The following is a 12315-nucleotide window of genomic DNA, read 5'->3' as shown; positions in this document are numbered from 1 at the left end:
TTACCCCGCGAGCGTGATGTTCAGGCTGAGCCGCTCGCGCGCCCCGGTGGCGACGAGCTTGTAGGTAATGGTGGCGGTGGCGGCCCGGGCGTCCTGCGGGTCCGCGTCCACGCTCACCGACTCCACGGAGATTCGCGGCTCCCACTCGGCCAGCGAGCGGGAGATCTGCTCGGCAATCTGGTGCCGCGTCGTGACGGTGTTCGGCTCGAAGAGGTAGCGCGACAGCCCCGCGCCGAACTCCGGCAGGAGGATGCGCTCGCGCGGCTCCGTGGCCAGGATGACCTGGATGGCCTCGCGCACGTTGCGCTCGCCTTCGGACCACTGCATGCGCCCGTCCGGGCCCACGCGCGGGGGGAAGCTGATGCCTCGGCCTATGAGCTTTCCGGCGTCCATGGACTCACCCCACCCTGGGCTTCGGGAGGCAGATCTTCAGGAAGGGCATCCACCAGAAGATGATGTTGAGCAGCGCGAGGAAGATCATCAGGACGATGAACGCGCAGAGCGTGATGATGGGAATGGAGAACATGCACAGCTCTCCCAGGTCGAAGCTCAACCCGTCGTCGAGCTCGCCCTTCATCGTCTTCTCCAGGCCGGCCACGCGGGACATCTGCTTGCGCAGGCCCTTGGACAGCGTGAAGCCGACGTTCTTCTTGAACCTGCGCAGCCCGCGGATGCTGGTGTCCACGGGCAGCTCGATGCGCACCGGCCGCGCGGGCGCGTCCGGGTCGAAGAAGGGCGCCAGCGTGAAGGCCCGCGACGGTGCGCTCACCAGCGGCGGGCACAGCGCGCCGCACGCGGGCTTCAGGTACACGCAGCGCATGACGTAGCGGGTGACGCCCGGCGTCTCCAGCTTGGACACCGGCTCCGGCTGCGAGGGCAGGGTGTACGTGCCCACCGCCGCCGCTGTCGTCACCGCGCCGCGCAGCGTCTCCGGCAGCACGCCGCCCCGGCGCAGGTTGAAGTCCAGCGTGTTGGTGCGCCCGTTGAGCACGGCCTCGCGCTGCTGCCATGCGCTGCGCAGCGCCTTCTGCCACGTGTCCGTCGTGCCGCTCTCCAGCACGCTCCCGGTGAGCAAGTCGTACAGGCCCTGGGTGGCGTCCGTCGGCCGGGGCCCGGGCGTCTGCTTGTTGAGCACCGTCCACAGGGCGGGGAGCCGCTCCTCCAGCAGGGTGGCGAAGTCCACCAGCAGGAAGCGCGTGGTCTCCTTCTGCACCTCCGTCGCCTCGGTGGTGGTCTTCGTCCAGGCGCGGAGCTGCTCGTACGGGACGATGACCTGCCCCTCGGCCTCGTCCGAAATCATCTCCTTCGGATTCAGTCCGGTGCTCGGGTCGTCGTCCTCGAAGGCGCTGGCGGACTCGAAGGTGTCGCGGCTGGACGTGGGCACCAGCCCCACCAGCATCCGCCGGCGCTTGCCGTCCGCGGTGAAGTTCACCGGGAACAGGGGCAGCAACTCCTCGCCCTTCGCGAGCGCGCCCGTCTTCGTCGCATCCAGCTCCTTCCAGATGCGGCGCTTGTTGGCCGGAGTCTCGGGGGCCTCGGGCACCCACGCGGCCTCCTTGCCGTTGCCCAATTCCTTGCGCAGCACGAAGGCGGCCTTCTCGCCCTTGGGCAGGTCCACCACGTGGTCCGGCATGCCGGGCAGGCGGCACACGAGGCTGGAGGCCACCAGGTAGAAGCGCCCGTGCGCCGGCTGGTACAGCTTGGGCGTGCGCGTCGAGTCCACCGGGCCCTCGCCGGGGAAGCGCTCACCGAAGCTCTCGAACTTCGTCACCAGCAAATCGGTCAGGTCCGGCCGGGGCGCCTGCTGGAGCCGCTCGGCCAACTCCTCCATGAAGCGGTCCGAGTCGAACTGGAGGATGCCCGGCGCCTGGATGCGCGCGAGCTTGTCCGTGCCCGCCCACAGCGGCGAGGCCGACACCCACTGCACGGCGTGGGGGAGCGTGGTGGTCATCATCACCATACGTTCCCCGCGCCCGGCGTATAGGAGGCACTGACGACGCTGTTGGTGATGACGGTGTCCGCCTGCACCACGCCGCTGAACTTGGACATGCCCGCGTTGACGGTGAGCATGCCGGCGGAAATCTCCGCGGTGCTGGCGTTGATGGTGACCTTCGCGGACGCCGTCACGGTGATGCCGCTGGACTCCAGCTTCACCGAGTTGCCGTTGCTGTCCACCACCTCGATGGAGCCGGGCCCGTCCTTGAGCGTCACCTTCTGGCCGCCGGGCGTCTCCAGGCTGAGCGTCTCCTGGCCGTCCGTGTCGTCGAGCGTAATCACCACGCCGTTGCGCGAGCGCAGCACCTTCTTCGCGTTCTTCCCCGCGCCGTCCATGCTCTCCGGCGGCGCGTCCTTGCCGTTCCACAGCGCGCCCACGACGTAGGGCCGGCGCGGGTCTCCGGCCTCGAAGCCCACCAGCACCTCGTCCTCCACGTCGGGGACGAACCACGAGCCGCGGTTGTTGCCGCCCATCAGCGTCGCCAGCCGGGCCCACGCCTCGTAGCGCCCGCCGCCCGCCGCGTCCGCCGCCCACGGCAGCGCCACCTTCACCCGGCCCTGGTTGTCCGGGTCCTTGATGTCGGTGACGCGCGCCGGGTACAGCCCGTAGAAGCGGCCGCCCAGGCCGCCGGGCACGCGCTCGTCCGCCACCATCTCCCACGCCGAGCCGTCCATCATGACGCCCTCCCCAGGCCCGCCCGCTCCGCGACGAACTCCGTGCGCAGGCCGCGCTCGGCGTCGAACAGGTGCTTCACCTCCGCCAGGTGGTACTTGCCGCTGAACATCGGCCCCAGCCCGGTCAGCTCCACACGGGCGCCCACGCGCAGCCGCGCGTCCGTCTGCGCCGTGCCCCGGCCCACCACGAAGCGCCGCGCCATCTGCCGGAACAGCCCTTCGGCTCGCGCCTGGGCCTCCTGCTTGTTCACCGGCGCCGCGTGGACCACGGCCTCCTTGCGCTCGGCCAGCTTGGAGGACAGCAGGCTCGCGCCGCTCTCGTCGTTGCCCAGCTCCGCGCCCAGCACGGACGGGCCCGCCTCGTGCGCCACCGCGTCCTTGTCCTGCACGCTCCAGCCGCTCACCGTCACGGCGGAGCGCTGGTTGGCCAGGTCCGCGAGCACGGTGAAGGCCAGCAGCTCATTGCCGCGCCCCAGCTTCGGCGCCTCGCCGCTGGAGCGCGCGCCGCGCTTCTTCGCCTTCAGCGTCCGCCCCTCCACCCACAGCTCCACGTCCACCGCGCGGCAGCGCTCGCGCAGGAAGGCCAGGTCGCTCTGGTTGAGCTGCGCCAGCACCTTGTGCTTCGGCCCCTGGACGTCCACCTCCGGCGTCAGCCCGTGCTTGCTGGCAATCTGCTTCAGCACGTCCGCGTCGCTGACGTCCGCGTACGTGGCCGTCCGCCGCGTCATCCGCAAGTCCTGGAGCCGGTCCTCCGCCAGCACCGTCAGCGTGGGCGGCGAGGCCTCCGGGAAGCCTGCTTCCAACCCGGTGATGCGGCCCTCGAAGAGGATGTCCGAGGTGCCCAGCCGCACCTCGAAGGGCTTGCCGAAGTCCAGCTCCGCGCGGTCGAAGTAGAGGAAGCCCGTGTCCCCGTCCTTGGGGCCCCAGTTTCCGAAGGTGGCCTCGCACCGGTACAGCCCGTGGGCCGTCTCCGCGATGCACAGCTCCAGCAGGGCCAGTCCGAGCGAGGCCTTCTCCTCTCCGCCCACACGCAGGGTGGGGCGGGAGGACTTCAGCTTGCTGTCGGTGCTGTTTCCGTCGGCCATGGGGATTTCCAGCTCAGTGCGCGCGCACGCGCTCCATCCGCTCCTGGTGACGCTTCAGGCCCCGCTCCAGGTCGTGGTTCTTCTGCACCTCGGAGCCGGTGGACGACTCGCCGCCCTTCGCACCGCCCGACGACGCGGACGGTGGCGGCTCGCTGACGACTTCCATCTCGTTGATGACCACGGCCATGTGCCTGCCCCCGCTACCGCTTCACACCGACGTTGAGCCCCGCCTGCAGGTCCACGAGCTGGCCGGGCGCCAGCATTCGCGGGTTCTCGATTCCGTTCGCCGAGGCGATGGACTGCCAGCTGCCTCCCTTGCCCTGGCCCGCCGCCATGCCCTGCATCGTCGAGCCCGACGGCGCGGACGTCATCGGCGCGGTGCCCGCGGGCTTGCCGCTGGGCGTCGTCTTCGCGCCCGCGGGCTTCTTGTCCGGGTCCTCGAAGCGCAGCGTCCCGATTTTCTGCTGCGTCAGCGTGAAGGAGACGCTGGCGCGCAGCGGCACGCCGTCCTCGGAGAACAGCTCCAGGGACTCCTCCATCCCCTCCATGATTCCGTCGAACCGGAAGCTGCCCCACTGGAAGCGCACCGCGGGCGGGATGTACTCCGTCTCCGACTTCTTCTTCGGGGTGATGAAGAACGTCACCTTCTCCGTGAGCTTGCGGACGTCGTCCACGCCCTCGGGCTCGCCCGGGCCTTCCGGCTGTCCCGTCACGTCGAACCAGAGCTGCACGGCCAGCTTGGTGGAGCCGGTGCCCACGAACTGCTGCGCCGCCGTGCCGCGCTGGTCACCACCGCCCTGCGGCTGCTGCACCTGGTTGGCGTACGTGACTTTCAGCGTCTCCGGATTGAACTGCACCTCCACCGACGTCTCCTTCTCGTCGATGGGGTCCTTGAACTTGTCGTCGAGCTGGAGAAGCTTCGCCTTCGCCAGCTTCGGAGCGTCGTTGGCCATGGGCTAGGCGCCTCCCTCGGACACGGCCTTGCGGGTGAGCGACTCGTAGGCAATCTGGAGCTCTTCAATCGCCACCATGCCGTCCTTGGCGTTGAGCGGCGGCGCCTTGAGCTTCACGGGCAGGCAGCGGGTGAGGACGAAGCGCGCGCGCTCCTTCTGCTGGGGGCCGGGGGCGAACACCACCACCTCCGCGCTGGCGCGCAGCCGGGGCCGCGTGCGCATCGCCTCGAACCACCTCCACAGCTCGTCGTTGGCCGTCATGCCGCGCTTGAGCGTGAGCTGGCCGTAGCTGAACGCGCCGGTGAGCCGGATTTGACGGCCGTTGTTGCCACCCTCGCGGATGGTCTTCACGTCCATGGTCAGCTCCAGGCCGTCGCACTCGGAGAAGGCCGCGCTGCAGGCCTTGGGGCTGACGCCGGGGATGTCGATTTCCACCGCGAAGGCGAACGCGGTGAACGGGGCGATGACCGTCTCGTCCGTGGGGGTGGCCATGCGCTAGCGCGCCTCCGTGACGGTGCCGCGCTCGCCGCTCTGCACGAGTCGCACGTTGAGGAAGGTGAGCGGCTGCGACGGCGCCACCTTCAGGTCCACGAAGAAGCGCCCCTGCTCCGCCTGGGTGGGGGTGTTGAGCGCGTCGCCCGTCACCACCTGGAAGGCGCTCTCGGGCGTCTTCCCCGCGAAGGCGCCGCGCGTGAAGAGGCTGCCCAGCAGCGTCTCGAAGCCGCGCTGCACGCGGCGGCGGAAGCTGGCGTCGTTGGGCTCGAAGACGTAGGTGGCGCCCAGCTGCAGCGCCGCCCGGCGCAGGAGCGACAGCAGGCGCCGCACGTGGATGGGGCGCAGGTCCGGGTCCGTGGCCAGCGTGTCCGCGGACAGCGTAAGGAAGGCCCGGGGCTCCTGGCGCACCACGTTCACCTGCGCCTCCTGGAGGTCCAGCCACCGCTCGCGGCTCAGGGCCGGGTTCAACGCCACCACGCCCTCCCACCGCTCGTTGGCGGGGGCCACCCACGCCCCGCGCTCCACCGCCCGCCGTGCCAGCACGCCGCACGCGGTGCCGTCCGGAGTCATGCGCCGGGGCGCGCCCGGCCGGCCCTCCTCGGAGACGAAGGTCCACGGGTGATAGAGCGCGCCGTAGGACAGGGTGTTCTGCTCGGCGAAGCCGATGGGCGGCACGCCGTCCTCCTCCGCGCCCAGCGGGGACTGGAGCGTGGCCGCGTGGCCCATGGCCTCCTCTTCCCGGTAGTGCTCGGGCAGGGACAGCACGGCCAGCAGGTCCCCGCGTGCGCACGCCATCCGCATCAGCGCGCGCTGCACGGCCAACAGCGGCCCCACGTCGTACTGGGACACCGGCACCAGCTGCCACTTCGACTGGGGCGCCACGGTGACGGCCACGCCCGGCGCCCAGGGGCCGGTGACGCCGCCGCGCTCCGCGCGCACCCGGTAGTAGCGCGTACCGGACGTGCGCCCGTACAGCGTGCGCGTGGTCAGCGGCCCCCGGTACAGCTCCGCGGCGTCGCTGAAGTCGGGGAGGGTGGCCTCCTCCAGCACGTAGACGACGTCCGCGCCGGGCACCTGGGCCCAGTCCAGGGTGAAGGCCTGTCCTGCGTCCGGCTCGTCCGGCTGTGCCACCAGCGGCTCGGGCGGAGGCGGCGGCTGGAAGGCGCAGTCCAGGAACGAGCCCCACGCCGGCTCCGGCAGCGGCTCACCCGGCTCGGGCGGAGGCGCGTCCGGGCGGCCGGCGAGCACCCACGGCCGGTGCCCCGCGTCCGGCACGCAGACGAGCGAGGCGTCCAGCCGGTCCAGCACCGCGTGGATGCCCTTGAGCGTCCGGGGCTGGCTGCTCTGGTAGCGCAGGAAGTCCGCCTGCGCGAGCAGCGCCTCCGTGCCTAGCGTCTTCACGTCCGCGTCCAGGAAGAGGTCCGCGCCGAACGTCGCCAGCCCGTCGCGCTCCAGCGAGTCCCCGGCCGGGGGCGTGCAGCCCACGTAGGCGGTGGGCTGGTCCGTCAGGCCCAGGGGCAGGGAGAAGGCCTCGCCCATGGGGCCGGGGCCCGCCAGCGGGAAGCGCTCGGTGGGCACGCCCTGGCGCCAGTCCTGCGGCAGTCGCTCCTCGGGGAGGCGCGAGGGCAGCGTGTCGGCGTCCTCGTGCCGGGCGCGCTCCGCGTCGCCAGGCAGCGCGGCCCAGTGGCGCGGGTGCGCGGGGCAGAAGCCGAGCCGCTCCAGCTGCGCGGGCTGCTCCTCGCCCCGCCGCGTCCACAGGCTGAGCGTCAGCCGCTCGCACCAGGCGGGCGCGGAGCTCACGTCCACCGGCACGGACGTCACCACCCGCGTCGCCACGCCGGACACCTGCACCCCGCCGCCCGCCACCTGGCCCAGCTGCACGGTGTCCACCGGCATCCAGTGCTCACCGGTGGCGCCGTCCACGATTCGCAGCAGCGTGCCCGGCGGCGGCGCCGCTTCCGGGGCCAGGTCCAACGTCAGCGTGAGCACGCGCGGAGACACCGTGGGCCCCGGGTCCTCCAGCGCGGAGACGTCCAGCGACACCTCGTCGCCCTCGCCGCGCAGCCACGACACGAAGGGCGTGGTGTCCACGGGCACCACGTCCGTCTGCTGCCACACCGCGCGAGGCGCGCGCACCCGCGCCGTCACCCGCCGGGACACCGGGCCGGACCACGTCAGCGCCGACTCCTGCGCCACGGGCTCCACCGACTCCACCGGTGCCAGCAGCGTGCAGCCGGTGCCGTCGAAGCTCACCCGCAGCAAGTCACCCACGGCCACGCCGCCGGGCGCCGTCACCAGCAGCTCGGCCCCCGCGCCCGCCACGCTGTCCCAGTCCAGCAGCTCCACCGGCTCGCGGTGGAGGGACGCCGCCACCGTCGCCGCGTCGGACCAGCTCCCCTCGGAGCGGGCGCGGGCGAGCGCCGGCGTCATCGCGCCGCCCTCCGAGCACCGCAGCAGTCCCGGCACGGGGAAGGTGTTGGTGCGCGCCTGGGGCCCGGCCACGCGCACCACCCAGCAGCGCCGGCCGCCGTTGCGGAAGAAGGCCCGCACCGCGGACTCGAGCTGCGCGTACACGGGCTCGCCCCGCTCGGTGTCCCAGGCCAGCAGGGGCGCCGCGCCAAACACCGCCGTGAAGTCCGCCACGTCCTCCACCGCCACCGGCGCGTGCAGCGGGCCGGAGGCCGCGAAGCCGACGAAGGCGGCCACGTCCATCCGAGGCAGTGCGTCCGCCGCGGGCGGAGCCTGTATCTCGAAGCGGAGGCCGGGAAGGCGTCTGGCGGCGGGGCGGCTCACGTCACTCCATCTCCAGCCGCTCGTAGGCGATGGTCAGCTCTTCAATCGCCACGTCCGTGCCCTTCGCGTTGAAGGGGCCGGACACGTGCTTGATGATGCGGGCGCGCAAGAGCTTCCACGTCTGCACCACCGCGGTGTGGTCCTCGTTCTGGAGCTGGATGGTGACGGTGCGCAGCGCGTTGGAGTCGCCGTTGCGCAACTGGTCCAGCCACCTGTAGAGGCTGAGCGAGCCAATCACCCCGCGCTTCATGGTGACGTCCGTGGCCTTGTTCAGGCCCGTAATCTTGCGGACGCTGTTCTCCTTCTCGTTGCCGTTGCGGTACTCCGCGACGGTGACCTCCATGCCCACGTTGGAGATTTCCTGGAAGCCCGCGTCCGGCCCATCGGTGGTGCCGGTGCCCAGGTCGACCAGGAAGTTGAACTGCACATAGGGGCGATCACGAAAGACGGCCATGGTTGGTCTCCAGGAGGGTTACTTCCGGTCGCCGGTCCACTGGCCGATGCGGAAGATGACGAACTCGGCCGGGCGGATGGGCGCCACGCCGATGAGGCAGACCAGACGGCCGTTATCCAGGTCGTTCTGGCTCATGGTGCTGCGGTCGCACTTCACGAAGTACGCCTTGTCCGGCTTGTCTCCGAGCAGCGCACCCGACTGCCACTCGTTGAGCATGAAGTCCTCAATCGTCCGCCGGACGTTCGCCCACAGCTGCTCGCCGTTCGGCTCGAACACCGCCCACTGGGTGCCCTTGTCGATGGAGCGCTCCAGGTAGGCGAAGTAGCGGCGCAGGTTGACGTACTTCCACTCGGGGTCCGACGACGTGGTGCGCGCGCCCCACAGCCGGTTGCCGCGGCCCTCGAAGAAGCGGAAGGCGTTGATGCCCTCGGGGTTGAGCACCTCTTGCTGCGCCTTGCTCAGGTTGGACTCGAAGCCCAGCGCCAGGTTCACCACCTCGTTGGCGGGGGCCTTGTAGACGGCGCGGTTGACGTCGTTGCGCGCGTAGATGCCGGCCACGAAGCCGCTGGGCGGCAGGAAGATGGGCTGGCGCGTGACGGGGTCCAGCACCTTCACCCACGGGTAGTAGAGCGCCGCGTGGCTGGAGTCGATTTTGGCGCGCAGCGCGCGCACCTGCGACAGCGTCTGACCGTTGCCGCTGTCCAGCACCGCGATGCGGTACTTCATCCGCTGCGCGTGGGAGATGAGCAGGTTGATGATGCTGGCGGAGTCGTTCGCGTAGCCGTTCTCGTACCCGTAGGTGGAGCCCGGCGCGGCGACGATGGAGATGTCCTCCAGGTCCTCGAACTGCACCAGGCCCGTCTTGCGGGTGGTGTTGACGATCTGCTGGCCCTTGTAGTCGTCCGAGGTGGGCCGCTCGCCGTCACTGCCGCCCTTGAGCAGCACCTCCAGCGAGCGCTGCGACTCGGGCGAGTCCGTGTTCTCCAGCGCCTCGTCCAGCGGCGGGCTCATGGCCGGGCTGTTGAGGCTGGCGTCCAGGAAGGCCTGCGCCACGCCCAGGCCGTCGGTGATTTCCTGCACGGAGATGATGACGGGGACGTCTCGGTTCTTCGCCGTGTCCGCCGCGTCGTAGCCGAAGCGCGCGGACACCGAGTCCTCCGCTCCGGCGCGCGAGTGCTTCGGGTCCAACGCCAGCCCGTCCCACGTCTGCGCGGAGGCCGGGTCGTCGGTGGGAATCACCGTCACCGCCGCGGTGACGACGCGGATGTCGTAGCCGTCGCTCTCGGTGATGGTGTTGAGGAAGATGGAGGTGGACGGGCCCTGGGTGAACTTCCAGTCCTGCGCGTCCTCGTCCCACTCGGCCAGGTACAGCGAGCCGGTGCCCGTGGGCGCGACGATGGGCGAGCGGATGTCGCGAATCATCACCACGTCGCGCTCCAGCAGCGCGCCCACGCGCGGGGTGCCGGCATCGAAGGAGAGGACGTTCTGTCCCACCCGCAGCGTGAAGCGCACGCGCAGGTTGCCGGCCGAGCCCGGGTAGCGCGCCGTCAGCGCCAGCGTCTTCTGCAGGTCCGTGGCGGTGAGGTTGAGGAGGGTGCGGGCGTGGCCGTCCCTGTACTCGCTGGCCACCGAGGTGCCGTTGCCCAGGTCGATGCTGGGGTCGATGCCCGTGTAGGCCGAGCCGCCGCTGCCATCCGGCTTGCGGTACACGCGGCTCACGTAGAGGCGCTTGCCGCCTTCCTCGAAGAAGGCGCGCACGGCGTGCCAGGTGTAGTTGTGGAGCGCGCCGGCCGTCTTGAAGGCCAGCTGACGGCGGTTGCCGTAGATGCGCTCGAACTCCACCACGCTGGTGATGAGCTCCGGCTCCAGGTCCACCGGGCCGTACCGTGTCGGTCCGATGAAGCCCGTGGTGGTGGTGCTCACGCCCTCGATGGACTTGGCGCGGAAGCTGGTCTCTTCGATGAATACGCCAGGGGCAAGATATTCGGGCATCGGTCTTTCCTAGGGAGTTGGACCCGTGGGGGTGATCCACAGTCGAGAGCCCGGTGCGTCCTGGGTCCGCAGGACGAGCTCCTGGCCGTAGCGCAGCGTTGGCTCGAGCAGCTCCAGCGGGCTGCCCGTGTCGGCCCACACCCCCACCGGGGGCTGGGACAGCGTGAGGCACACGTCCGGCAGCTCGGGCACGGGCGTGTGGCGGGCGTAGTGGACGCGCACCTGCAGCGCCCACGACTGCTCCAGCAGGGGCGGGCCCGCGGGAAGGCTGGACGCGTCCATCGCCGAGCCCGGCGCGAAGTCCACGGGCTCCGGGTACTGGAAGAAGAGGGCGAGCCGGCCGCCTTCGTCCGCCACGCCACGCACGGTGGCGCCTCCGGTGATGGTGGCCTCCACGTAGGCCCACGCCGCGGGGATGCGCGCCTGGATGTCCCACAGCTCGGCGCGCAGCACGGCCAGCGGCACGGCGGCCCGGCGCGCGGGCGCGGAGAACAGCGGCACGGAGGGGCCGTCCCCCGGGGACAGCGGCGACAGCGGGGACAGCGGCGAGGTGATGCAGTCCGGCGCGAAGAGGCCGCGGTGGGGCAACTCCGCGCGGAAGGCGCAGGGGAGGAAGCGCCCCAGCGTGTCCTGGACCTCGACGATGTAAGGCTTTCGGGCGGGGAGGGCGGCCCACCAGGCGTCGGTGCCCGCGTCGCCGTCGCCGTACTCCAGATGCCTCAGGCCGGGCAGGTCCATGAGGACGTGGACGCCGGAGCGGTTGACGACGGAGGGCTTGCGCGCGGCGGGCAGGCCTTCAGGGAAGGCGGAGACTTGAAGTCCGTCACCGACGAGGGCGCCGGTGGCCTCGTCGTGGAAGCGCACGCCCAGCGGGGCGATGCGCGACAGCCGCTCCATGACATGGATGGGCGGCCTCATCGCTCGGTCAACCTCCCCGGCGCGAGGACGCGCGTCTGCACGGGGCCGGCCTCTTCGTCGGCGATGGCGGATTCGATTCCCACCATGCGCGCGATGTACGTGGCGGAGACCTGGATGTTGGGCTCGCCCGGCTTCCAGATGTTGAGCATGTCCTGGATGGACAGCGGGTCGTAGACGAGCGTCACCGTCTCCTCGGGGAGGAAGGTGTCCGTCTCGGGCGTGCCGTAGTGGTTGAGGAAGCTGGCGGTGAGGGTGGGCGTGTCCTCGAGCTGGCGCATGGCCCAGCCCAGCAGCCGGTGCTGCTTCACGGCCGTCTTCGCCCACGGCGTGAGGAGGTAATAGAGGTCCAGCGGCAGGGGCCTGCGGGTGCGGCGGCCCTGCGAGTCCACGCGGCCGGGGAGGTTGCGGCGCACGGTGCTGGGCATGACCCGGTAGAGGAAGAGGGAGACGCCCTCGTCCATGGGGGCCTTGAAGTCGGAGGCCTGGTAGAGGCGGAACTTCGCGCCCTCGAACTCCGGCTTGGGGCAGGACTGCTCCAGCAGGGCAAGCACCCCCTGGCCCACCGCCGAAATCGCCGCGTACGTCGCCAACCGACACTCCCCCGAGCCAGGCCGAGCCCTTGTCCACGCACACCCCCTTGGTGCGGCGGAACCGTCGGAGCGCGGACAGCAACGCGCGTGCCCGCGCTCGGGGGGATGCGGATCGGAGTGATCCCGCACACTTGAAGGGAGCGGCCGGGAGCGCGGAGCGGGGGAAGCGAGAGGGAAACATCCACCCCCACGACCAACCCCGGGAGATCACTACGTAAGGAGGGTGGACGAAAACCTCCACCCGCCCGCGTACCGGGCCCGCCGCGTCCCCCTCACTGGCTTCGCCTCACGTCCTGGGTATCCAAGTTTTCCTGCGCAGTCCGGGCCCGTGGAAGGCAACGGAGCTGTCGTGTCTGCCTTTGTAG

The 12315-nt window shown here is 70.9% G+C and carries 12 protein-coding genes; all 12 read right to left on the bottom strand.

What is annotated here, in order from left to right; translation table 11 throughout:
* The gene (locus ACX9TP_RS29595; RefSeq protein ID WP_482973985.1) at positions 1–327 is read right to left on the bottom strand and encodes a GPW/gp25 family protein; all 327 of its coding nucleotides are present in this window, start codon (positions 325–327) and stop codon (positions 1–3) included.
* 70 nt (positions 328–397) lie between these two features.
* Positions 398–1954: a hypothetical protein gene (locus tag ACX9TP_RS29590; RefSeq protein WP_482973984.1), complete on the bottom strand. Its 1557-nt coding sequence runs from the start codon at positions 1952–1954 to the stop codon at positions 398–400.
* Positions 1954–2673, bottom strand: a complete 720-nt coding sequence (locus ACX9TP_RS29585; RefSeq protein WP_482973983.1) for a phage baseplate assembly protein V — start codon at positions 2671–2673, stop codon at positions 1954–1956. Before ACX9TP_RS29585 ends, ACX9TP_RS29590 begins: the two co-directional genes overlap by 1 nt.
* Positions 2670–3755, bottom strand: a complete 1086-nt coding sequence (locus ACX9TP_RS29580) for a phage late control D family protein (RefSeq protein WP_482973982.1) — start codon at positions 3753–3755, stop codon at positions 2670–2672. Before ACX9TP_RS29580 ends, ACX9TP_RS29585 begins: the two co-directional genes overlap by 4 nt.
* A 13-nt stretch (positions 3756–3768) precedes the next feature.
* Entirely contained in the window at positions 3769–3942 is a 174-nt protein-coding gene (locus ACX9TP_RS29575) for a hypothetical protein (protein ID WP_482973981.1), read from the bottom strand.
* A 13-nt stretch (positions 3943–3955) separates the two neighbouring features.
* The gene (locus ACX9TP_RS29570) at positions 3956–4708 is read right to left on the bottom strand and encodes a CIS tube protein (RefSeq protein WP_482973980.1); all 753 of its coding nucleotides are present in this window, start codon (positions 4706–4708) and stop codon (positions 3956–3958) included.
* Between the two features lie 3 nt (positions 4709–4711).
* The gene (locus ACX9TP_RS29565) at positions 4712–5200 is read right to left on the bottom strand and encodes a phage tail protein (RefSeq protein ID WP_482973979.1); all 489 of its coding nucleotides are present in this window, start codon (positions 5198–5200) and stop codon (positions 4712–4714) included.
* A 3-nt stretch (positions 5201–5203) separates the two neighbouring features.
* On the bottom strand, positions 5204–7996 hold the full coding sequence (locus ACX9TP_RS29560; protein WP_482973978.1) for a hypothetical protein: 2793 nt from the start codon (positions 7994–7996) through the stop codon (positions 5204–5206).
* Between the two features lies 1 nt (position 7997).
* Entirely contained in the window at positions 7998–8450 is a 453-nt protein-coding gene (locus ACX9TP_RS29555) for a phage tail protein (protein WP_482973977.1), read from the bottom strand.
* Positions 8451–8468: 18 nt separating this feature from the next.
* Positions 8469–10442 carry a phage tail sheath family protein gene (locus tag ACX9TP_RS29550; protein WP_482973976.1) on the bottom strand — a complete coding sequence of 658 codons (1974 nt, stop codon included), beginning with the start codon at positions 10440–10442 and terminating at the stop codon, positions 8469–8471.
* A 9-nt stretch (positions 10443–10451) separates the two neighbouring features.
* On the bottom strand, positions 10452–11360 hold the full coding sequence (locus tag ACX9TP_RS29545) for a hypothetical protein (protein WP_482973975.1): 909 nt from the start codon (positions 11358–11360) through the stop codon (positions 10452–10454).
* Complete coding sequence (locus ACX9TP_RS29540) at positions 11357–11950, bottom strand: Pvc16 family protein (protein WP_267861579.1); 594 nt, start codon at positions 11948–11950, stop codon at positions 11357–11359. The genes ACX9TP_RS29545 and ACX9TP_RS29540 overlap by 4 nt, the downstream gene beginning before the upstream one ends.
* Positions 11951–12315: the final 365 nt, after the last annotated feature.

The organism is Pyxidicoccus sp. M15 (assembly GCF_056858435.1).
Note: the sequence above shows the minus strand (reverse complement) of the source record. Positions and strands in the feature narration are given on the sequence as shown.

What these genes read in the sequence shown, in the direction of transcription:
- ACX9TP_RS29555 (WP_482973977.1), bottom strand. Translation starts at nt 8,450, where the DNA reads ATGGCCGTCTTTCGTGATCGCCCCTATGTGCAGTTCAACTTCCTGGTC.
- ACX9TP_RS29570 (WP_482973980.1), bottom strand. Translation starts at nt 4,708, where the DNA reads ATGGCCAACGACGCTCCGAAGCTGGCGAAGGCGAAGCTTCTCCAGCTC.
- ACX9TP_RS29590 (WP_482973984.1), bottom strand. Translation starts at nt 1,954, where the DNA reads ATGATGACCACCACGCTCCCCCACGCCGTGCAGTGGGTGTCGGCCTCG.
- ACX9TP_RS29575 (WP_482973981.1), bottom strand. Translation starts at nt 3,942, where the DNA reads ATGGCCGTGGTCATCAACGAGATGGAAGTCGTCAGCGAGCCGCCACCG.
- ACX9TP_RS29565 (WP_482973979.1), bottom strand. Translation starts at nt 5,200, where the DNA reads ATGGCCACCCCCACGGACGAGACGGTCATCGCCCCGTTCACCGCGTTC.
- ACX9TP_RS29595 (WP_482973985.1), bottom strand. Translation starts at nt 327, where the DNA reads ATGCAGTGGTCCGAAGGCGAGCGCAACGTGCGCGAGGCCATCCAGGTC.
- ACX9TP_RS29550 (WP_482973976.1), bottom strand. Translation starts at nt 10,442, where the DNA reads ATGCCCGAATATCTTGCCCCTGGCGTATTCATCGAAGAGACCAGCTTC.
- ACX9TP_RS29545 (WP_482973975.1), bottom strand. Translation starts at nt 11,360, where the DNA reads ATGAGGCCGCCCATCCATGTCATGGAGCGGCTGTCGCGCATCGCCCCG.
- ACX9TP_RS29585 (WP_482973983.1), bottom strand. Translation starts at nt 2,673, where the DNA reads ATGATGGACGGCTCGGCGTGGGAGATGGTGGCGGACGAGCGCGTGCCC.
- ACX9TP_RS29580 (WP_482973982.1), bottom strand. Translation starts at nt 3,755, where the DNA reads ATGGCCGACGGAAACAGCACCGACAGCAAGCTGAAGTCCTCCCGCCCC.